The following is a 21289-nucleotide window of genomic DNA, read 5'->3' as shown; positions in this document are numbered from 1 at the left end:
CTCTAGCCGCGGTCGGCAAGCACCCGCAGCACCGAATCGGTTGTCGCCCAGTCCATGCATTTGTCGGTGACCGACTGCCCGTAGGTCAGCGGCTGAGCTTCGGCGGCTTGGGCGCCGGCGACCAGGAAGCTCTCCAGCATCACCCCGCTGACCGGCTGGCCGTCGCGCACCAGCTGGGCCACCTCGGCGGCCACCGCCGCCTGGCGAACGTGGTCCTTGCCGGAGTTGGCATGGCTGCAGTCGATGACGACGCGACCTGGCAGGCCCGCGGCGGTCAGCTTGGCGGCCGTCGCCTGCACCGACTCGGCGTCCCAGTTGGGCCCGTGGGTGCCGCCGCGCAGGATGACGTGGCAGTCCTCGTTGCCCTCGGTGCTCACCAGCGCGCCGCGCCCGAGGTCGTCCATCCCGAAGAAGACGTGCGGGGCGCCGGCCGCCCGCACCCCGTCGACGGCCACCTGGATGTTGCCGTCGGTGCCGTTCTTGAACCCGACCGGCATCGACAGCCCCGACGCCAGTTGGCGGTGCACCTGCGATTCGGTGGTGCGAGCGCCGATGGCGCCCCAGGCCACCGCGTCGGCGATGTACTGCGGGCTGTTGGGCTCGAGGAACTCGCATCCCACCGGCAGGCCGATGTCGATGATGTCGAGCAGCAGTTGACGGGCGATGCGCAGGCCGCGGGCCACGTCGTAGGTGCCGTCCATCGCGGGGTCGTTGATCAGACCCTTCCATCCGACCGTGGTGCGTGGCTTCTCGAAGTAGACCCGCATCACGATCTTGAGCCGGTCGCCCAGGACGGCGGCGACCTTGACCAGCCTGCTGGCGTAGTCCAGCGCGGCGGCCGGATCGTGCACCGAGCACGGGCCCACCACGACCAGCAGGCGGTCGTCGCGGCCGGCCAGGATGGCGGCGATCTCCTCGCGATCGCGCAGCACCCGCTCGGCGCGCCGAGAGCCCAGCGGGAACTCGCTGAGCACCGCGTGCGGGCTGGGGATTGCGCTGAAACCGCGGACTCGCCGGTCCGACGTCACCGGTGGGCTGGCGATCTGCGCTGGGTTCACGGTCTTGGGTGCCTTTCTGGTTATGGGCACCCGGTCAACCCCGGGGCCCTTGAATGACGAAAGGCAGCGACCTGGTGGTCACTGCCTGGGCTCCGGGTGGATGCGTGCGTTAGCGCTGCGCTCTAATCGGCTCCGCCCGGAGCCTTGATAAAGCGCCAATAGCTGGCACGCATACCGATGTTCACGGAGCCCAGGGTATACCGGCGCTCGACGCCCGGCCAAATCGGGCCCGTGCAAAGCGCGAGCGCTCACCCTCGTACAGATTTGAGGTGCCAAACCGTACGAGGATGAGCGCTCGTCACGAACTGACTCAGTGCGCGTGGCCGTGACCGTGGCCGTGGCCCGCGTGCTCGTCTTCCTCCTCGGGCTTCTCGACGACAGCGGTCTCGGTGGTCAGCACCATCCGGGCGACCGACGCCGCGTTGAGCACCGCGAGGCGGGTGACCTTCACCGGGTCGACCACACCCTCGGCAGCCAGATCGCCGTAGGTCAGCGTGGCGGCGTTGAAGCCCTGCCCCTCGGGCAACTCGGCGACCTTGTGCACCACGACCGATCCGTCCAGGCCCGCGTTGGCGGCGATCCAATACAGCGGCGCCGACAGCGCCGAGGCGAACACCTCGACCCCTAGCCGCTCGTCGCCGCTGAGGCTGTCGCGCAGCTTGTCCAGCGACTTCGCGGCGCGCACCAGCGCGGAACCGCCACCGGCGACGATGCCTTCCTCGACGGCGGCCTTGGCCGCCGCGACGGCGTCCTCGACGCTTTCCTTGCGCTCCTTGAGCGCGGTCTCGGTGGCCGCACCGGCCTTGATCACCGCGACGCCGCCGGCCAGCTTGGCCAGCCGCTCCTCGAGCTTCTCGCGATCCCAGTCCGAATCGGTGGTCTCGATCTCCGCGCGCAACTGCGCCTTACGCGCCTCGATGGCCTCCTTGGTGCCGCCGCCGTCGACGATCGTGGTGCTGTCCTTGTCGACCACGACACGTCGCGCGGTGCCGAGCACCTCGAGGCCGACCTCACGCAGCACCAGGCCGACGTCGGGGTTGACCACCTGGGCGCCGGTGACGACCGCGAGATCGTCGAGGAAGGCCTTGCGGCGGTCACCGAAGAACGGCGCCTTGACCGCAACGGCCTTCAGCGTCTTGCGGATGGCGTTGACCACCAGCGTCGAAAGCGGCTCGCCCTCAACATCTTCGGCGACGATCAACAGCGGCTTGCCGGCCTCGGCGACCTTCTCCAGCAGCGGCAGCAGGTCGGGCAGCGAGCTGATCTTCTCGCGGTGCAGCAGCACCAGCGCGTCCTCGAGCACCGCCTGCTGGGCGTCGAAATCGGTGATGAAGTACGCCGAGATGTAGCCCTTGTCGAAGCCGACGCCGTCGGTGATCTCCAACTCGGTGTCAAGCGTGGAGGACTCCTCGACCGACACCACCCCGTCGTGGCCGACCTTGGTCATCGCCTCGCCGACCATTTCGCCGATCTGCTCGTCGCGCGAGGACACGGTGGCCACCTGCGCGATGCCCTTCTTGTCGGACACCGGGGTGGCCGCGGCCAGCAGCGCCTCCGAAACCGCGTCGGCGGCCTTGGCGATGCCCGCACCCATCGCCATCGGGTTGGCACCCGCTGCGACGTTCTTCAGCCCGGCCTTGACCAGGGCCTGCGCCAGCACCGTGGCGGTGGTGGTGCCGTCGCCCGTGACGTCGTTGGTCTTGGTGGCCACCGACTTCAGCAGCTGTGCGCCCAGGTTCTCGAACGGATCCTCCAGTTCGATCTCGCGGGCGATGGTGACGCCGTCGTTGGTCACCACCGGGCCGCCGAACGCCTTGGCCAGCACCACGTGACGGCCGCGCGGGCCCAGTGTCACGCGTACCGCGTCGGCGAGCTTGTCGACACCGGCTTCCATTGCGCGACGCGCGGTTTCGTTGAACTCAATCTGTTTACTCATAGAAGTCTTCCCCTAGTACGCATACCGCCCCGGAAATCACCCGTGGGTACGGGGATCGCCGGGGCGGAACACGGTGCTTACTTGTTGACGACAGCGAGCACGTCGCGCGCTGAGAGGATCAGGTACTCCTCGCCGTTGTACTTGATCTCGGTGCCGCCGTACTTGCTGTAGATGACGGTGTCACCTTCCGACACGTCCACGGGGATGCGCTTCTCGCCATCCTCGTCCCAGCGGCCGGGGCCAACTGCGACGACGGTGCCTTCCTGCGGCTTCTCCTTGGCGGTGTCGGGAATGACCAGACCGGACGCGGTCGTGGTCTCGGCCTCGTTGGCCTGGACGAGGATCTTGTCCTCGAGTGGCTTGATGTTCACGCTCGCCACGATGGAGCCCTCCACTAGTTTGGGTTGTCTATCCGGGTAGCCCGGATGTGTCGTTTACCAGGTGTTCGGCCGGCGTCCGAGCCCTCGCGCCGTCGTCGCGGGTGCCGGCACAGGGGGTTGGCCACCTGCCACCTAGCACTCTATACCCGAGAGTGCTAGCACTCAAGGTTGGCCCTTGCCTAAATCGCCCGAATCGAGGAACAGGTGGGCCGAGACATCGCCGACCATCTCCACGTCGACCCGACGCTCGGTGAAGTACCAGCCATCCGCGTCCCGACCGAAGGTGTCCAGATAGCGGCCGACGACGATCGGCTGCAAGGCGAGCGCATCCGTGTTCTGCACGACGCAGAACGTCGAGCGGGCGGTCGCGGTGCCGTCGGTGCCGACCTCGACGATCGGGTTGAGCACCAGGTGGCGGGTCCGCGGGGTGTTCGCGTGGTCGGGGTACCGGCGGGTGGTCGACGCGAACAGCTTCGCGATCGCCTCGGCGCCGGCCACCCCGGCGAAGCTGCCGCGGCCGAGCAACCGGCCGACACCGTCGAAGTCGCCGGCATCGATCAGCTCGGCGTAGCGGTACAGCAGCTCGCCGATCGCCAGCTTGTCGGCCGCGCTCACGCCACCTGGCCCTGTACCACCGGGAGCCCCGGATCGCTGGCCGCGTCCAGCCCCGACGGTGCAGCCCCCGCCGCGATCAGGTGTGCGGCGAACGAGGCGATCATCGCGCCGTTGTCGGTGCACAGCCGGGGCCGCGGAATCCGCAGGGTCAATCCCGCCGCAGCGCAGCGCTGTTCGGCCAGCTCCCGCAGCCGCGAATTGGCGGCCACTCCCCCGGCGATCAGCAGTGTGGACACGTCGAGGTCGTTGGCGGCCCGGATCGCCTTTGCGCTCAGCACGTCGGCGACGGCCTCCTGGAACCCCGCCGCCACATCGGCCTGCGCGGCGTCGGGATGCGCCTCCACGTAGCGCGCCACCGCGGTTTTCAACCCGGAGAAGCTGAACGAGTAGGGGTCGTCGCGCGGCCCGGTCATGCCGCGGGGAAACACGATCGCCTCCCGGTCGCCGGTGCGGGCCAGCTCGTCGAGCACTCTGCCGCCGGGGTAGCCCAACCCCAGCAGCCGGGCCACCTTGTCGTAGGCCTCACCCGCGGCATCGTCGACCGTGCCGCCGAGTTCGACGATCGGTTCACCCAGCGACCGCACGTGCAGCAGGTTGGTGTGCCCACCCGACACCAGCAGCCCGACGCTCTCGGGCAGCGGTCCGTGGTCGTACACATCGGCGGCGAGATGGCCACCGAGATGGTTGACGCCGTAGAACGGAACTCCCCACGCCGCCGAATACGCCTTGGCCGCGGCGACTCCCACCAGCAGCGCGCCCGCCAGCCCCGGACCGATGGTCGCGGCGACGACGTCGGGCCGTTCGATGTCGGCGGTCGCCAACGCCCGACGCATCGTCGGTCCCAGCGCCTCGAGGTGCGCGCGCGACGCGATCTCCGGGACGACGCCACCGAACCGGGCGTGTTCGTCGACGCTGGAAGCGACCTCGTCGGCGAGCAGCGTGACGGTGCCGTCGTCGCCGAGACGGGCGATGCCGACGCCGGTTTCGTCGCAGGAGCTTTCGATGGCCAGGATGACTGTCATGACGGATTCCGCTTCATCGTATAGGCGTCGGCGCCGCTGACCCGGTAGTAGCGCTTGCGCAGCCCGACGTTGACGAAGCCGAAGCTCTCGTAGAGCTTGATCGCGGCCTCGTTGTCGGTGCGGACTTCGAGGAAAACGGTGCCGTCCGAGGCGAAGTCGAGCAGCCTGGCCACCAGCCCGCGGCCGATGCCCCGGCCCTGATAGGCGGGGTCGACGCCGACGGTGTGGATTTCGTAGTCGAAGGGCCGTCTCCGGCCGAGGCGAGCGATGCCCGCGTAACCGACCAGCTTGTCGGCCTCCCGCGCGGCCACGTAGTGGATGTGCTTGGCCGCGAGTTCGGTCAGAAACGCCCGCTCGGGCCACGGGTCGTCACCGTCGAACAGCTGCCTCTCCAGCTCCGCGCACCGCGCGGCATCCGACGGCTTCAGCGGCCCGTATTCGACGGTCATCTGGCCGCCGGCGGCTTGGCGTCCGGGCGCCGCAGATACAGCGGCACCAGCGGGGCGGGCTCGGCGGCCCAGTCCGCGACGGCGCGCACCAGGTTCGCGACCGTCGGGTACGTGGGCGGACGGCTCAGTGCCTCGGCGGCGCCCGGCACATCGGCGGGTGCGTCGACGGCGGGCCCGTCGACCCGCGCGCCGTCGCGGTAGCGCGCCCAGTACACCTCGCGGCGGCGGGCGTCGGTGACCACCAGCGCCTCGCCGGTGGTGTCGATGCCGATCGCGTCGAGGCTGCACACCCCGTACACCGGCACGCCCAGTGCGTGGCCGTAGGCCGCGGCGGTCGCCATCCCGACCCGCAGGCCGGTGAACGGGCCCGGCCCGCAGCCGACCACGACCGCGTCGAGGTCCTCGGCGCTGATGTCCGCGTCGGCCAGCGCCGCGACGATGTTGGGTGTCAGTCGCTCGGCGTGCGCGCGGGCGTCGACGGTGACCCGCTCGGCCAGCGTCCGCGCCGACAGATCGCGGTGGACCACGCCCGCGGTCACCGCGGGCGTCGCGGTGTCGATGACCAGGATCAGCACGGTGTGCTCCACCGCCACATCGCGGTGCGCACCTCGGTGTCACGACCGCGTTCGAGCCGGACATCGAGATGGCGTTCGGACAGGCGCTCGGCCAGCCCCTCGCCCCACTCCACCACCACGACGGCATCGCCGAGGTCGGTGTCGAGGTCCAGCGAGTCGAGTTCGGCGAGCAGGTCGACCGACGCCTGGTCGAGGAGGCGGTACAGGTCGACATGGATCATCGCGGGCGCGCCCGGCTGCCGCGCGCGGTGCACGCGGGCCAACACGAACGTCGGCGAGATCACCGGGCCCTCGACATCCATCGCCTCGGCGATACCCTTGGCCAGCACCGTCTTTCCAGCTCCCAACGGACCGGACAACACCACGACGTCGCCGGCCCGCAACTGCGCGCCGAGCCGCGCGCCGAGCGCGAGGGTGTCCTCGGCGGTGGGCAACTCCGCGGTGCCTGAACCGCGCTCAGTCATGGTTTCGGACACGTTCGCGCACCCGCCGCGTCATCGCGACGAGCTTGGAGGGCGTCGCCCGCTGCACCAACCGAACCAGCGCGTCGTCGATGATCTCGGGCGCTTCGAGTTGCACGAGATGCCCTGCGCCTTCGACGATCACGAGTTCACACTTCGGCAGCACCTCGGCCATGCTCTTGGAGTACTCCATCGGAGTGAGCAGATCGCGGTCGCCGCACGCGACGAGTGTGGGCACCTTGGCCAGCGTGACCAGCCCCGCGGTTTCGTTGTGCACCTCGAGGGCGTGCAGGAACTCGACCACGGTCTCGATGGGGGTGGCGTGCATCATCTGCTCGGAGAACTCGGCGACGGTCGGACTCATCTCCTGGTCCCCGTAGGAGGCGGCACGCAGGATCGGCGCGATCACCGATTTGGCGAACCCGCGGGTGCGATGGACGGTCTTCGGCGCGTACCTAGCCGCGAACCGCACCGCCTCCAGCGCGGGGTTCCTCAGGATCTCGCCCAGTGGTGACCGGGAAACTCCCTCGGCCGCAGACGAAATCAACGCCGCACCGACGACCCGGGTCGGATAGCGCTGCGGATACTGCCTGGCATGCGACAGCACCGTCATGCCCCCCATCGAGTGACCGACCAGCACCACCGGCCCGCGCGGGGCCATCACGGCCAGCACCGCCTCCAGATCCTGACCCAGCTGCGTGACGGTGTAGGTGGCCGGATCCGCCGCTCCCGATTCGCCGTGGCCACGCTGGTCGTAGAACACCATCCGCACCTGCGGCCCCCACTGTTGGGTCAGCCGGGCACGCTGAAAATGAAAGGCGCCCATTCGAAGACAGAAGCCGTGCGCGAACACCACGGTCAGCGGCGCGTCCTGCGGACCCACCTCGCGCACCGCCAACGGCACGCCGTCCGATGCGGTGACGACCACGCTCGGGTCATCGTCGAGCAGCCGAAAGTCCTCGTCGACATACGGATCCTCGGCGCTGAGCCGACGACGCAGCGACCGCGCCATCGAAGCGGCGACGGAGCCGCCGACCGCGGTCAATCCCGCTCCGCCCGCCAGCCAGCCGCCCCAACGTCGGCCCGGCGCGATGCCGTTCAACGACTGCGCCCCGCCGGTTTCGTCGCACGGTAGCTGCGCAGGACGCGTCCGCGCGGGCTGGTGACCACCTCGTAGTTGATGGTGCCGAGCAGATCGGCCCAGTGTTGCGCGGTCGGCTCACCACGGGTGCCCGGCCCGAACAGAATGGCTTCGTCTCCCTCGGCGACATCGCTGTCGGGCCCGACATCGACGACGAACTGGTCCATGCAGATGCGGCCGACGCTGCGGCGCAGGACGCCGTTGATCAGCACGTCGATGCGGCCGGACAGGTTGCGGAACACCCCGTCGGCGTAGCCGATGGGCAACAACGCCACCGTGGTGTCACGCTCGGCGAACCACGTGTGACCGTAGGACACACCTTCCCCCGCGCGAGCGAAACGTACCAGTGCGACAGTGCATTTGAGCGTCATCGCGGGGATCAGCCCCATGTCGCCACGTTCGGGTATGGGCGTCTGGCCATAGACGGCGATACCCGGGCGCACCATGTCGAAGGCCAGGTCGGGGCGAGTCATCGCGGCTGGCGAGTTGCTCAGGTGCACTAGGTCATAACGCACACCTTCGGCACGGGAGTGCTCGATCAGATCGCGAAGTCGTTGCGCCTGAAGGTCATTGAGCGCGTTGTCCGGGTCGTCGCCGTGCACCAGGTGCGACATCATCCCGCGCAACCGGATCGCGTCGGCGGCCAGCGCGGGTTTCAACGCTGCCAGCAGCGCCGGATAGTCACCCGTCCCCACGCCGTTGCGGTTGAGCCCGGTGTCCACCTTGACGGTGACGGTCGCGGTGCGGCCCGTGCGCTCGACCGCGTCGAGCAGTTCGCCGACCTGACGCACCGACGACACCCCGATCTCCACGTCGGCCTGCAGCGCGGGGGCGAAGTCGGTGCCCGGGCGGTGCAGCCAGGCCAGCACGGGCGCGGTGACGCCGTCGCGGCGCAGCGCCAATGCCTCGTCGATGGTGGCGACCCCCAGTTCGGCGGCCCCCGCCGCCAGCGCCGCGCGGCCGACCTGCGTCGCGCCGTGGCCGTACCCGTCGGCCTTCACCACGGCCATCACCTGGGCCGAACCGGCGTGCTCACGCAGCAGTCGCACGTTGTGCGCGATCGCGTCGAGGTCGATGACCGCCTCGGCGGCCGCCGTCGTGGAGTCTGCCTGCAAGGTATCCATCTGCCCCGATTGTCCCAGACGGCGACCACGGGGTCGGCTCTCAGTGCGCGAAGGGCTGCACCCGGTCGTAGTGTCCCTGCGGTTTGAGCTCGTCGAGGTGCGACAGCGCGGTGCCCATGTCGTCGTACAACGCCCTGGCCAGGTCGGCCGAGAAGCCCTCCCGCACCACCACCCGCAGCATCCTGACGTCGGTGGCGTCCTCGGGCATCGTGTAGGCGGGCACCTGCCAGCCGTACGCCCGCAGCGCCTGTGACACGTCGAACTCGGTGTACCCGCGCTCACCGGTGAGCCGGAAGCTCACCACGGGGATCGCCGACCCGTCGGCCACCACCTCGAAGTGCTCACTTTCGCGTAGTTGATCGCCGAGCCAGCGCGCCGTGCGCGACAGCGCGTGCATGACCTGCCCGTAGCCGGCCCGTCCCAGCCGCAGGAAGTTGTAGTACTGGCCGACCACCTGATTGCCTGGCCTGGAGAAGTTGAGCGTGAACGTCGGCATGTCGCCGCCCAGGTAGTTGACGTGGAACACCAGCCCTTCGGGCAGATACTCCGCGCTGCGCCACACCACGAACCCGATGCCCGGATAGGTCAGCCCGTACTTGTGCCCGCTGACGTTGATCGACACCACCCGCGGCAACCGGAAGTCCCATGCCAGATCGGGATGCAGAAACGGCACCACGAAGCCGCCGCTGGCCGCGTCGACGTGCACGGGCACGTCCAATCCGCCGCCGGCGGCCAGCTTGTCCAGCGCCGCGCAGATCTCGGCGATCGGTTCGAGCTCACCGGTGTAGGTGGTGCCCAGGATCGCCACCACGCCGATGGTGTCCTCGTCGATGTTCTCCAGCACCTGCTCGGGGGTGATGACGTAGCGGCCCTCGGCCATCGGCAGGTACCTCGCCTCGACGTCGAAGTAGCGGCAGAACTTTTCCCACACCACCTGAACGTTGGCGCCCATCACCAGATTCGGGGTGCGCTTCTTCCAATCCTTGCCGACCTTCTCCCGCCACCGCCACTTCATCGCGAGCCCGGCCAGCATCACCGCCTCGCTCGAGCCGATGGTCGACACCCCGACCGCACTCGACGGGTCGTCGTCACGCAGCCCGTCGGCGTGGAACAGGTCGGCGACCATGCACACGCAGCGCTGCTCGATCGCCGCGGTCGCCGGATACTCGTCCTTGTCGATCATGTTCTTGTCGAAGGTCTCGGCCATCAGCCGCTCGGCCTGCGGATCCATCCAGGTGGTGACGAACGTCGCGAGGTTCAGCCTGCTGCTGCCGTCGAGCATCAACTCGTCGTGGATGAACCGGTATGCGGTGTCGGGATCCATCGACTCGTCGGGAATCCGCAGTGACGGCACCGGCGTCATCTCCAGCCGTCCGGTGTACGCGGGGGCGACGTGCGGACCGGGAGTGTGCTTGGGCGACATGGATTGGGCGTCCTTTCGATTCGGATCAGAGATTGGCGACAGCGGCTCGGACATGGTCGAGGATTCGGGATGCCGACGTCGGCGCGGCGTGTGGCCCGGGGTCGACGGCCGACAGATTCGCGGCGCGGGCGTGGACGAACGCCGCCGCGGCGGCCGCCTCCCCCGGCGGAAGGCCGGCGGCCAGCAGCGCGCCGATGATGCCCGACAGCACATCGCCGGAACCTGCTGTGGCGGCCCAGGACTGGCCCGCGGGGTTGAGGTAGACCGGCCCGCCCGGATCGGCGACGACGGTGACATTGCCCTTGAGAAGCACGGTCGCGCCCAGTCGGTCGGCCAGTCTGCGGGTGGCGTCGACACGGTCGGCGCCCGGCGGTGCACCGGCCAGACGCGCGAATTCGCCCGCGTGCGGGGTCAACACGGTGGGCGCGGCGCGATCGGCGACCAGTTCGGGATGGGCTGCCAGGATGGTCAGCGCGTCGGCGTCGACGATCACCGGCAGGTCGGTCTCCATCGCGAACCACAGTGCCGCCGCGCCGGAATCGTCGGTCCCCGATCCCGGGCCGACGACCCACGCCTGCACCCGGCCCGCCGCGGCCGCACTCTCCGTGGCGATGACTTCCGGACAGTGTGAAAGCACCTGTTGCGTCGCACTTCCCGCGTAACGCACCATGCCCGAGGTCGCGGCCACCGCGGCGCCCGTACAGAGCACCGCCGCGCCGGGATAGGTCGCCGAGCCGGCCAGGATGCCGGTGACGCCCTGGGTGTACTTGTCGTCGGCGGGCCCGGGTGTGGGCCACCGCGCGGCCACGTCGGCGGCCTCGAACCCCCGTACATCGGAGGCGGGCAGGTCCAGGCCGATGTCGACCAACTCGACGCGGCCGCACTCGCCGAGCGCGTGCACGGGCTTGAGACCTCCGAAGGTCACCGTCAGCGCGGCGCAGACGTGCGGGCCCTCGGTCGCGCCGGTGCGCACGTCGACGCCGCTGGGGACATCGACGGCGACCACCGGGATGCCGGCCGCCTCGACGGCGGCGAACACCTCGGCGGCGTTCGGCCGCAGCGGTCCGGAGCCCGAGATGCCGACGACCCCGTCGATCACCAGATCCGTTGCCTGGGGTACACGTTCGACAATCCGCCCGCCCGCGCGCAGGAATGCCGCCAGGCCCTTTCGGTGTACCCGCTCTGGGTTGAGCACCACCGCGCTGGATGCCGTTCCGCGGCGGCGCAACAACGTCGCCGCCCACAGCGCGTCGCCACCGTTGTCACCGGACCCGACGACCGCGCAGACCCGGCGTCCGGCGACACCGCCGGTGAGCAGGAACAGCTCACGCGCGATCGCGATCGCCAGACCGTTGGCCGCCCGCCGCATCAGCGCGCCGTCGGGCAACGAGGCGAGCAACGGGGCTTCCGCCTCGCGGATCTGGTCGGCGGAGTAGTAGTACCGCATCGAGGTCAGGATTCCATGCAAGTCATCGTTCCGGTCGGCGACGGGCCGAAGACGCATCGGGACCGTCCGTCAACGCGCTGGCCAGCAAATTCGTCGATATAACCGAAGCAGCGAGCCGCATTTCAAATATAACGATTTGATAACGGCGGGCGGCTGTCGGCCGTCCGCCCGCTTGTCGGCCTTTCCGCTGGACATTCGCCTAATCAGGGGTGGTTGCCCCCGTGTTAGCTGGGCTGGTCGCAGCTTGATCACACCTGCGCCGCTGTGCTTGGGTCGATCCGACCGATGACTTGACGCTATGGATTCGAAACTTGATCGGCGGTGACAGCTAACTGGTATGCGCGTGCTTGGTCACGACCGCGGCCCCCCTGGCCCCCAAACCCCTCCCTATCTCCTGCGTCGTCCCCAGGGTTCGGATGCCCTCGCAATGCATCGACTGGCGGACGCCACGCGAACGCTCGACCTCAACTCGACGTATGCGTATCTGCTGTGGGCGACCGACTTCGCCGACACGTCGATCATCGCGGAGGCCGACGGGGAACCGGTGGGGTTCATCACCGGTTATCACCCACCTACCCGGCCCGAGGTGCTGTTCGTCTGGCAGGTCGCCGTCTCCCCGTCCGCGCAGGGCAAAGGGTTGGGCAGCGCAATGCTCGACGGGCTCGTCACCCGGGTACGCGCCGACCGTCGGGGTCATCCGGTCACGGTGGAGGCGACGGTCGCTCCGAGTAATGAGCAGTCCCGCGCACTGTTCGGCGGTTTCGCGCGCCGACACGGTGTGCCGATCACCGAACACGAACACTTCGGCGCCGATCTTCTCGACGCCGACGGCAATCACGAGGACGAGCCGATCCTGCGAATCGGTCCCATCACCGCTCGTCTGTAGAACCGAAACCGAAATGGAGACGCAGTGTCGCTGCTAGAAGCTGAGATTCTCGATCAACAACAAGACCTGCCCGAGGTGTTCTCCTCGGTGGAGTCCGAGGTGCGCAGTTACTGCCGCAGTTGGCCCACCGTGATGGACACCGCGCAGGGTTCGTGGCTGACCGACACGTCCGGCCGCCGCTACCTGGACTTCTTCGCGGGCGCGGGTGCACTCAACTACGGGCACAACAACCCGATCCTCAAACGCGCGGTGCTCGACTACCTCGCCGCCGACGGGGTCGTGCACTCACTGGACATGGCCACCACGGCGAAACAGGACTTCCTGGAGGCGTTCTCGGGGTTGGTGCTCAAACCCCGCGATCTGGACTACAAGGTGCAGTTCCCCGGTCCGACCGGCACCAATGCGGTGGAATCGGCGTTGAAGCTGGCGCGCAAGGTCACCGGTCGCGAGTCGATCGTCAGCTTCACCAACGCGTTTCACGGCATGACGCTGGGCGCCCTTTCGGTGACCGGCAACTCGATGAAACGTGCGGGCGCCGGGATCCCGTTGGTCCATGCCACCCCGATGCCCTACGACAACTACTTCGGCGGCGTCACCGAGGACTTCCACTGGTTCGAGCGGGTGCTCGACGACTCCGGTAGCGGGCTCAACCGGCCGGCTGCGGTGATCGTGGAGACCGTGCAGGGCGAGGGCGGGCTGAACGCGGCGCGTATCGAATGGCTGCAGGCGCTCGCCGAGCTGTGCCGCCAGCGTGAAATCCTGCTCATCGTCGACGATGTGCAGATGGGATGCGGCCGCACCGGCCCGTTCTTCAGTTTCGAGGCGGCTGGCATCGTGCCCGACATCGTCACCCTGTCGAAGTCCATCAGTGGCTATGGCCTGCCCATGGCCATCACGCTGTTCCACCCGGATCTCGACGTGTGGGCACCCGGCGAACACAACGGAACCTTTCGCGGCCACAACCCCGCCTTCATCACCGCCACCAAGGCGCTGGAAACCTATTGGGAGACCGATGCGTTCGCCCAGAGCACCACTGGCAAGGGGCAGTTCATCCGGGACCGGCTCGACGGCATCGCCGCCTCGCACGAGGGCATATCGACCCGCGGCCGCGGCATGGCGCAGGGGTTGAGGTTCGAGCAGGAGGACCGGGCGAGCGCCGTCTGCCGGGCAGCGTTCGAACGCGGTCTGCTGATGGAGACCAGCGGGCCCTCCGACGAGGTGGCCAAGATCCTGCCGCCGCTGACGATCTCGCAGCCCGACCTTTCGGCGGGACTGGACATTCTTGCCGAGTCCGTCGCCGTGACGGCGGCCTAGTTTCGACGACAGCCGAGGAGTCATTTCATGATTGTCCGCACCACCGAGGAGATCACGGGCACCGAGCGCGACGTGTCCGGCGGGTCGTGGCGATCCAAACGCATCGTGCTCGCCGGCGACGGGGTCGGCTTCTCCTTCCACGAGACCACCATCGAAACCGGCGCGGTCTGCGAATTCCACTACCAGCACCACGTCGAGGCCGTCTGGGTGGTCGAAGGCAAAGGCGGCCTCACCGACCTGGAAACCGGTCGGCAGTACCCGCTGTCGGCCGGGACGATGTATCTACTCGACGGCCACGAGCGGCACAAGCTGACCTGTGACGAACAGCTGCGGATGTTCTGCGTGTTCAATCCGCCGGTGACAGGTCAGGAAGTCCACGACGAGACGGGGGCCTACCCGCCGCCCCAACCGGCTGCGTGATCGGGATGGGGTCCGTCGTAGACAACTACCCCACCCGACTGGAGCGGCCCGCTGCCCCCATCGCGCGCATCGAGCCGACGGTGTGGGGCAAGGCGATTCACGGGCCGCTGGATCAGGCGGCGTTGAACAGCTATGCCGAGCAGGGTTATCTCATCCGGCCCGCGGCCGTCGGCTCCGACTGGCTGCCCGAGCTTCGCCGGGAACTCGACCGGCTGGGCGCCGACACCGAGCAGACCGATCCGCGGGTGATCCGGGAGCCCAACGGCAGCGTCCGGTCGGTGTTCGAACCGCACCTGTTGTCCGACCTTGTCGCGCAGGTAGTCACGCTCGACACGGTGCTGCCGATCGCGCGCCAACTGTTGGGCAGCGACGTCTACATCCACCAGGCGCGGATCAACTTCATGCCCGGCTTCACCGGAACCGGCTTCTATTGGCACTCGGATTTCGAGACCTGGCATGCCGAGGACGGCATGCCGGCGATTCGCGCGGTGTCATGCTCGATCGCGCTGACCGACAACTTCTCCTACAACGGCTCGCTGATGGTGATGCCGGGGTCGCACCGGACATTCTTCCCCTGCGTGGGCGCCACTCCGGACGACAACCACGCGACCTCGCTGGTCCGCCAGGACGTCGGCGTTCCCGACCAGAAGGTTCTCACCGAGACCGCACACCGATGCGGGATCAACCAGTTCACCGGGCCCGCGGGCAGCGCGCTGTGGTTCGACGCCAACGTCATGCACGGCTCCGGTTCGAACATCACGCCGTTTCCCCGGTCGAACATCTTCTTGGTGTTCAACTCCGTGGAGAACCAACTCACCGCGCCGTTCGCCGCGGGCAAGCCCCGTCCGGAGTTCCTCGCGGCGCGGCCGAATATCACGTCGGGGCCGAGTCCACTTCAGCCCAGAAACGGTGTGCGCGCGTAGCGATTTCGGCCTGATACTCGCCGTTGATCGCATGTGAGGCGGCCGCCCACAGTTCGACCTGCCCGTGCGGTAGCAGCTGTTGCGCCCGAGCAGCCGCCCGAGCACCGTCGTGCATCACGCTGCGGCCCGCGATCAGCGCCAGTACGGGGATGCCCAGACCCTGCAACTCGTCGTCGCCGAAGCGTCGTGGCATCGGCTTGGCCAGCACGTAATCGGTCGATCCGGCCGAGATCAGCGCCGTCTCCGGCAGATCCGTCACCTCGGCGCCACCGGAAATCCAGCTCAGCACTCGGCGGCGCACCGCCTTGGGCACGCCGGGCAAAAACAGCGCCGGCGAGGCCAACACCGCCTTGGCCGCGATCGGGGCGAAAGTGAACACCGGGTCCAACACCACCAGCGATGCTGCCCGGCCGGGCCGCCGCACGGCGTGGTTCACCGCGGTCCATCCGCCGATCGACACCCCCATCAGGTGAGCGCTGTCGACCGCGAGACCGGCAAGCGTCTCGTCGAGCCACCGCGCCTCGTCGTCGGGGCCGGTGATCGGTACGGTCTGCACGGACCTGCCGGGTTCGCCGAGCAGGTCGATGCCGATGACCGGGCGCCGGGTCAGCAGGTCGGCCAGATTGGTGCCCCACATCGGGGTGGAGGCGTTGCGGCCCGGCAGCAACACCACGGGAGCGCCCGCCGCCGGCCCCGAGAACCGGTAGGTCCGAACGGTGCCGAACGAGGTGGGGACGTCGACGGGTTCGCTGGGCGGCAGCGCGGCCATCGCGGCGTCGTAGGCGGCGAAGAAATGCTCACGCGCCGCATCGCTGCGGAAGTGCCCGACAGAAGGCACTATTCGACGGTCACCGACTTGGCGAGGTTGCGCGGTTTGTCGACGTCGTAACCGCGGGCCCGCGCGACACCGGCCGCGAACACCTGCAGCGGGATGGTCGACAGCAGCGGCTGGAAAAGCGTTGACACAGCCGGTATCTCGATCAGATGGTCGGCGTGCGGCCGCACGGTGTCGTCACCCTCTTCGGCAATGACGATCGTGACGGCGCCGCGTGCCTGGATCTCACGGATGTTCGACAGCAGCTTGGCGTGCAGCATCGGAGAGTTCTTCGGCGACGGCATCACGACGATCACCGGCAGGTCGTCCTCGATCAGCGCGATCGGCCCGTGCTTGAGCTCACCGGCGGCGAAGCCCTCGGCGTGCATGTACGCCAATTCCTTGAGCTTGAGCGCGCCCTCGAGCGCGACCGGATAACCGACGTGGCGGCCGAGGAACAGCACGGTCTGCGATTTGGCGAACCGTCGGGCCAGCTCGAACACCGGCTCGATGCCGTCGATCACCCGCGCCACCAGATCCGGCATGGCTTCCAGGTCGTGATACTCGCGGGCCACCTCGTCGGGGTACTTGGTGCCGCGGGCCTGCGCGAGCGCCAGTCCGACAAGGTAATTGGCGGCGATCTGCGCGAGGAACGTCTTGGTGGACGCGACGCCGATCTCGGGGCCTGCCCTGGTGTAGAGCACCGCGTCGCATTCCCGCGGGATCTGGCTACCGTTGGTGTTGCAGATGGCCAGCACCTTGGCCTTCTGCCCCTTGGCGTGCCGCACTGCCTCCAGGGTGTCGGCGGTCTCCCCGGACTGCGAGATTGCCACGACCAGGGTGTGGCGGTCCAAAACCGGGTCACGGTAACGGAATTCGCTGGCCAGCTCGGCCTCGACGGGCAGCCGGGTCCAGTGCTCGATCGCGTACTTCGCCAGCAGGCCGGAGTGGAACGCCGTACCGCAGGCCACCACAAACACCTTGTCGATCTCGCGCAGCTCCTGGTCGGACAGCCGCTGCTCGTCGAGCACTATGCGGTTGTCCACGAAGTGGCCGAGCAGCGTGTCGGCGACAGCGGCGGGTTGCTCGGCGATCTCCTTGAGCATGAAGAACTCATAGCCGCCCTTTTCGGCCGCCGAGATGTCCCAGTCGATGTGGAAGCTGCGGTAGTCGCTGACTTCGGCGCCGTGGAAATCGGTGATGCGGTAGCCGTCGGCGGTGACGACCACGGCCTGGTCCTGCCCGAGTTCGACGGCGTCGCGGGTGTGCTCGATGAACGCGGCGACGTCGGAGCCGACGAACATCTCCCCGTCACCGACGCCGAGCACCAACGGGGTGGAGCGCCGCGCCGCGACGATCGTTCCCGGATCGTCGGCGTTGGCGAACACCAGCGTGAAGTGGCCCTCTAGCCGTCGCAGCACCGCGAGCACCGAGGCCGGGAAGTCCCCGGCGGTCTCACCGTGGTGGTACTGGTGGGCGACCAGGTGCACCGCGACCTCGGTGTCGGTGTCGCTGGCGAACTCCACGCCCAGGGCTTCCAATTCGGTGCGCATCGCGGCGTAGTTCTCGATGATGCCGTTGTGGACCACCGCGATCTTTCCGCTGACATCTCGGTGCGGATGCGCGTTGCGGTCGGTCGGTCTGCCGTGGGTGGCCCACCGGGTGTGCCCGAGTCCGGTGCTGCCCGCCAGGCTGGGCGCGTCGGCCTCAGTCAGCGCGGCCTCCAGATTGGCCAGCCGCCCGGCCCGCCGCCGCACCGTCAACTCACCGTCGCCGTCGAGCACCACGAGACCCGAGGAGTCGTATCCGCGGTACTCCATCCTGCGAAGCGCATCGACGACGATGGCGCAGGCAGGGCGCTTTCCGACGTAGCCGACGATGCCGCACATAGCCATCCAGGGTAGTGCAAGAGCGCCGGGCAACCGCCTGCGCTACGGTCGTCTGGTGGCCCGCACGAAGAAGCTCTTCACGGCGTTGACCCGCCGCGGCCCGCACCGCGTTTTACGCGGTGACCTGGCATTTGCCGGTTTGTCGGGCGTGGTGTTCACCCCCGAGTCGGGCCTGAATCTTCCTGGGGTGGCGTTCGGCCACGATTGGGTCACAGGCGCCGACCGCTACCACGGAACGCTGGAGCACCTGGCGTCCTGGGGCATCGTCGCCGCGGCGCCGCACACCGAGACCGGGCTGGCCCCGTCGGTGCTCAATTTCGCGTTCGACCTGGGCACCACCCTCGACATCATCACCGGCGTGCGGCTCGGACCGGGTCAGATCAGCGTGCACCCGACGAAACTGGGCCTGGCCGGACACGGGTTCGGCGCATCGGCGGCGGTGTTCGCCGCGGCCGGTGTGCCTGCCGGCCCGCACGCACCCAAGGCCGTCGTGGCGGCGTTCCCGACGGTCACCAAGCCCCGCGCCGAGGAACCGGCAGCGTCGCTGCAGGTGCCCGGCCTGGTGTTCACCGCACCGGGCGACCCGATGACGCTGCGGTCCAACGCCGTGGAGCTGGCCCGCGCGTGGAAGACCGCGACGATCCGCACGGTCGACAAGGCCAAGGCCGGTGGGCTCATCGAGGGGCGCAGGCTGGCGCGCGTGGTCGGGCTGCCCGGCGCCGACCGCAGCACCCAGAAGGTGGTGCGTGCGCTGATGACCGGCTACCTGCTGCACACCCTGACCGGTGACAAGGCCTACCGCGAATTCGCCGATCCGGACGCCGCGCTGCCCAAGGCCCCGGTTCTCGACCCGTTCGCCGACGATCCGGTGGACCTCGAGAACAAGGTCGTCGCCCTCCTGAAGCCGTGACGGATCTCTGACATGCGCACCGGCATCTTCCTCAACTACGCGGGCGGGTTCCTCGAGGCCGTCGATCAGGTCGTCGAACTGGAAAAGCTCGGCGCAGGCATCGTGCTGGTTCCCGAGGCGTACTCCTATGACGCGATCAGCCAGCTCGGATTCCTGGCGGCCAGGACGTCGCGAATCGAACTGGGCACGGGCGTCGTCCCGATCTACGTGCGCACGCCCACGCTGCTGGCGATGACGGCAGCTGGCCTGGACTACGTCTCCGACGGCCGGTTCCGGCTGGGCATCGGCACGTCCGGTCCGCAGGTGATGGAGGGCTTTCACGGGGTGCCGTTCGACGCCCCGCTGGGACGCACGCGCGAGGTCGTCGACATCTGCAGGCAGGTGTGGCGGCGCGAGCGGGTCCAATACGACGGCAAGTACTACCAGATTCCGCTGCCCGCTGACCGGGGTACCGGCCTGGGTAAGCCGCTGCACTTGATCAATCACCCTGTGCGCGAACGTATCCCGATTGTGATCGCGGCACTCGGCCCGAAGAACGTCGAGTTGACCGCCGAGATCGCCGAGGGCTGGCAGCCGGTGTTCTTCCACCCGGAGAAGGCCGACGAGGTCTGGGGCGACGCACTGCGCGCCGGGTTGGCCAAACGGGACGCGGCGCTGGGTCCGTTGGATGTCATGGTCAGCGCGCCACTGGCGATCGGCGACGACGTCGACGACCGGTTGTCCTGGGTCAAGCCGCAATTGGCGCTCTACATCGGTGGGATGGGCGCCCGCGGCCGCAACTTCTACCACGATCTGGCCACCCGTTACGGGTTCGGCGCGGTGGCCGACCACATCCAGGATCTGTACCTGGCTGGCAGGAAGGCCGAGGCGATCGGCGCCGTTCCCGACGACCTGGTGCGCGCCATATCGCTGGTTGGGCCACGCGGTTTCGTCAAAGAGCGCCTGGCCGCCTACACCGACGCCGGGGCGACGACACTGCTGCTGCAACCGCTGTCTGTCGACCCGCGAGAAACCGTCGGCTTCGTCGAGGAAGTGCACGCACTGCTGGGTAGCGATTACGAAAATCGCCGGCGGGTCTGTACAGTGGTGACTGCGGCAATTTCTGTTCTGCCTTTTGCCGCTTCTCGATCGTCACACCGAGCGCCGCGGAATCACCCGCGCCGGGCAGGACGACCATCCTCATCTTTCGGAGTTTCCCCTTGTCTGTTCAAAACCCCGGTGGCACAACCGTGTCCACCTTCGCCGAACTCGGCCTGCCGCAGGCCGTCGTCGCCACGCTGGCGCGCAACGGCATCGAGTCGCCGTTCCCCATCCAGTCGGCGACACTGCCGGACTCGCTGGCCGGACGCGACGTCTTGGGCCGCGGCCGCACCGGATCCGGTAAGACATACGCCTTCCTGTTGCCGATTGTGACAAGGCTCACTGCCAGTCCGGCCAAGCGTCAGCCAGGCCGCCCGAGGGCGCTCATCCTGGCGCCGACGCGGGAATTGGCTTCCCAGATCGAGGCGACCCTCGCACCGCTGGCGGCCGCCACCGGCCTTCGGTCGGTGACCGTCTTCGGTGGCGTCGGGCCACAGCCGCAGATTCAGAAACTGCGTCAGGGCGTCGACATCGTCATCGCGTGCCCGGGCCGTCTGGAAGATCACGTCAACTCACGTCACGCCGACCTCTCCGCGATCGAAATCACGGTGCTCGACGAGGCCGACCACATGGCCGATCTCGGCTTCCTGCCCCCGGTGAAGCGGCTACTGGACAAGACACCGCGCACCGGGCAGCGGATGCTGTTCTCCGCCACGCTGGATCGCGGAGTCGACGTGCTGGTCAAGCGGTACCTGAACAATCCCGTCGTGCACAGCGTCGACTCCGAGCAGTCGCCGGTCAGCGCGATGGATCACCACGTGCTTCACATCGACAAGGCGTCGCGGGTCAACGTGCTCGCCGACCTGGCGGCATCGCCGGGCCGGACCATCGTGTTCGCGCGCACCAAGCACGGCGCCAAAGCGCTTACCCGTCAACTGAACTCACGCGGCGTGCCTGCCGTGGAATTGCACGGCAACCTCTCGCAGAATGCACGCACGCGCAACCTCGCGGCGTTCTCCGACGGCTCGGCTTCTGTGCTCGTCGCCACGGACATCGCCGCGCGCGGCATCCACGTCGACGAGGTGACCCTGGTCGTGCATGCCGATCCGCCCGTCGAACACAAGGCGTATCTGCACCGGTCCGGGCGGACCGCGCGCGCCGGAGCCGAGGGCACCGTGGTCACTCTGATGCTCGACGATCAGGTGTCCGATGTGCGGCAGTTGACCCGTAAGGCGGGCGTGAAGCCGACGATCACCCGGTTCAGCGGGCCCTCGCATCCCGTGCTGCACCAGATCGCTCCGGGTGAGCGCACGTTCTCTCAGCCGATCGTCGCCAGCCGGCCGGCACCGACGAAGCCTCAGCAGCCCGGTCGGCGTCGTCCGTCACGACGCAGGCGCCCAGTCAACGCCTAGGTCGCGGAGG

The 21289-nt window shown here is 68.5% G+C and carries 20 protein-coding genes and 1 pseudogene; 7 read left to right on the top strand and 14 right to left on the bottom strand.

Translation table 11 applies throughout. The annotated features are described in order from the left end of the window. Window positions 1-2 precede the first annotated feature (2 nt). The 12 genes from ABQE89_RS19685 to ABQE89_RS19630 all read right to left on the bottom strand — a co-directional run bounded on the left by ABQE89_RS19685 (window position 3) and on the right by ABQE89_RS19630 (window position 11631). Entirely contained in the window at window positions 3-1058 is a 1056-nt protein-coding gene (locus ABQE89_RS19685; RefSeq protein ID WP_448419684.1) for a 3-deoxy-7-phosphoheptulonate synthase, read from the bottom strand. Between the two features lie 310 nt (window positions 1059-1368). Beyond that, window positions 1369-2994, bottom strand: a complete 1626-nt coding sequence (gene groL / locus ABQE89_RS19680; protein ID WP_448419682.1) for a chaperonin GroEL — start codon at window positions 2992-2994, stop codon at window positions 1369-1371. Between the two features lie 77 nt (window positions 2995-3071). Continuing rightward, a complete protein-coding gene (gene groES / locus ABQE89_RS19675; protein WP_006244188.1) occupies window positions 3072-3374 on the bottom strand; it encodes a co-chaperone GroES in 303 nt (100 codons plus the stop codon). A gap of 162 nt (window positions 3375-3536) precedes the next feature. Next, complete coding sequence (locus tag ABQE89_RS19670) at window positions 3537-3989, bottom strand: nuclear transport factor 2 family protein (protein WP_448419679.1); 453 nt, start codon at window positions 3987-3989, stop codon at window positions 3537-3539. After that, the gene (gene tsaD, locus ABQE89_RS19665) at window positions 3986-5011 is read right to left on the bottom strand and encodes a tRNA (adenosine(37)-N6)-threonylcarbamoyltransferase complex transferase subunit TsaD (protein ID WP_448419677.1); all 1026 of its coding nucleotides are present in this window, start codon (window positions 5009-5011) and stop codon (window positions 3986-3988) included. The genes ABQE89_RS19670 and tsaD overlap by 4 nt, the downstream gene beginning before the upstream one ends. After that, complete coding sequence (gene rimI, locus ABQE89_RS19660; protein ID WP_448419675.1) at window positions 5008-5460, bottom strand: ribosomal protein S18-alanine N-acetyltransferase; 453 nt, start codon at window positions 5458-5460, stop codon at window positions 5008-5010. Before rimI ends, tsaD begins: the two co-directional genes overlap by 4 nt. After that, window positions 5457-6047 carry a tRNA (adenosine(37)-N6)-threonylcarbamoyltransferase complex dimerization subunit type 1 TsaB gene (gene tsaB / locus ABQE89_RS19655; RefSeq protein WP_448419869.1) on the bottom strand — a complete coding sequence of 197 codons (591 nt, stop codon included), beginning with the start codon at window positions 6045-6047 and terminating at the stop codon, window positions 5457-5459. Before tsaB ends, rimI begins: the two co-directional genes overlap by 4 nt. Beyond that, a complete protein-coding gene (tsaE, locus tag ABQE89_RS19650) occupies window positions 6029-6499 on the bottom strand; it encodes a tRNA (adenosine(37)-N6)-threonylcarbamoyltransferase complex ATPase subunit type 1 TsaE (protein WP_448419674.1) in 471 nt (156 codons plus the stop codon). Before tsaE ends, tsaB begins: the two co-directional genes overlap by 19 nt. Next, window positions 6492-7508, bottom strand: a complete 1017-nt coding sequence (locus tag ABQE89_RS19645) for an alpha/beta fold hydrolase (protein ID WP_448419867.1) — start codon at window positions 7506-7508, stop codon at window positions 6492-6494. Before ABQE89_RS19645 ends, tsaE begins: the two co-directional genes overlap by 8 nt. Before the next feature lie 86 nt (window positions 7509-7594). Beyond that, a complete protein-coding gene (alr, locus tag ABQE89_RS19640; RefSeq protein ID WP_448419672.1) occupies window positions 7595-8761 on the bottom strand; it encodes an alanine racemase in 1167 nt (388 codons plus the stop codon). Between the two features lie 40 nt (window positions 8762-8801). Further along, window positions 8802-10184: a glutamate decarboxylase gene (locus tag ABQE89_RS19635; protein WP_448419670.1), complete on the bottom strand. Its 1383-nt coding sequence runs from the start codon at window positions 10182-10184 to the stop codon at window positions 8802-8804. A gap of 25 nt (window positions 10185-10209) precedes the next feature. After that, window positions 10210-11631, bottom strand: a complete 1422-nt coding sequence (locus ABQE89_RS19630) for an NAD(P)H-hydrate dehydratase (protein ID WP_448419668.1) — start codon at window positions 11629-11631, stop codon at window positions 10210-10212. A gap of 337 nt (window positions 11632-11968) precedes the next feature. Between ABQE89_RS19630 and ectA the strand changes: the two genes are divergently transcribed. Genes ectA through thpD form a run of 4 tightly spaced genes read left to right on the top strand, consistent with a single transcriptional unit; the run spans window position 11969 to window position 15174 of the window. Continuing rightward, window positions 11969-12517: a diaminobutyrate acetyltransferase gene (gene ectA, locus ABQE89_RS19625; RefSeq protein WP_448419666.1), complete on the top strand. Its 549-nt coding sequence runs from the start codon at window positions 11969-11971 to the stop codon at window positions 12515-12517. A gap of 24 nt (window positions 12518-12541) precedes the next feature. Then, on the top strand, window positions 12542-13831 hold the full coding sequence (gene ectB, locus ABQE89_RS19620; protein ID WP_448419665.1) for a diaminobutyrate--2-oxoglutarate transaminase: 1290 nt from the start codon (window positions 12542-12544) through the stop codon (window positions 13829-13831). Window positions 13832-13858: 27 nt separating this feature from the next. Next, window positions 13859-14251: an ectoine synthase gene (locus ABQE89_RS19615; RefSeq protein ID WP_448419663.1), complete on the top strand. Its 393-nt coding sequence runs from the start codon at window positions 13859-13861 to the stop codon at window positions 14249-14251. Between the two features lie 5 nt (window positions 14252-14256). Beyond that, a complete protein-coding gene (gene thpD / locus ABQE89_RS19610; protein ID WP_448419661.1) occupies window positions 14257-15174 on the top strand; it encodes an ectoine hydroxylase in 918 nt (305 codons plus the stop codon). Here the strand turns inward: thpD and ABQE89_RS19605 are convergent. Next, window positions 15125-16012, bottom strand: a complete 888-nt coding sequence (locus ABQE89_RS19605) for an alpha/beta fold hydrolase (protein WP_448419659.1) — start codon at window positions 16010-16012, stop codon at window positions 15125-15127. The two genes, thpD and ABQE89_RS19605, sit on opposite strands and share 50 nt — an antisense overlap. Continuing rightward, entirely contained in the window at window positions 16012-17877 is a 1866-nt protein-coding gene (gene glmS / locus ABQE89_RS19600) for a glutamine--fructose-6-phosphate transaminase (isomerizing) (protein WP_448419657.1), read from the bottom strand. Before glmS ends, ABQE89_RS19605 begins: the two co-directional genes overlap by 1 nt. Before the next feature lie 55 nt (window positions 17878-17932). Between glmS and ABQE89_RS19595 the strand changes: the two genes are divergently transcribed. The 3 genes and pseudogenes from ABQE89_RS19595 to ABQE89_RS19585 all read left to right on the top strand — a co-directional run bounded on the left by ABQE89_RS19595 (window position 17933) and on the right by ABQE89_RS19585 (window position 21279). Beyond that, window positions 17933-18787: a dienelactone hydrolase family protein gene (locus tag ABQE89_RS19595; RefSeq protein ID WP_448419655.1), complete on the top strand. Its 855-nt coding sequence runs from the start codon at window positions 17933-17935 to the stop codon at window positions 18785-18787. A 12-nt stretch (window positions 18788-18799) separates the two neighbouring features. After that, window positions 18800-19834 (top strand): annotated as a pseudogene (locus ABQE89_RS19590) (LLM class F420-dependent oxidoreductase); the annotation flags it as partial. 182 nt (window positions 19835-20016) lie between these two features. Then, window positions 20017-21279: a DEAD/DEAH box helicase gene (locus ABQE89_RS19585; protein ID WP_448419653.1), complete on the top strand. Its 1263-nt coding sequence runs from the start codon at window positions 20017-20019 to the stop codon at window positions 21277-21279. Window positions 21280-21289 lie beyond the last annotated feature (10 nt).

This window comes from Mycolicibacterium sp. XJ1819 (genome assembly GCF_053483675.1).
The sequence above is the reverse complement of the archived record's forward strand: the minus strand, read 5'-3'. Positions and strand labels throughout refer to the sequence as shown.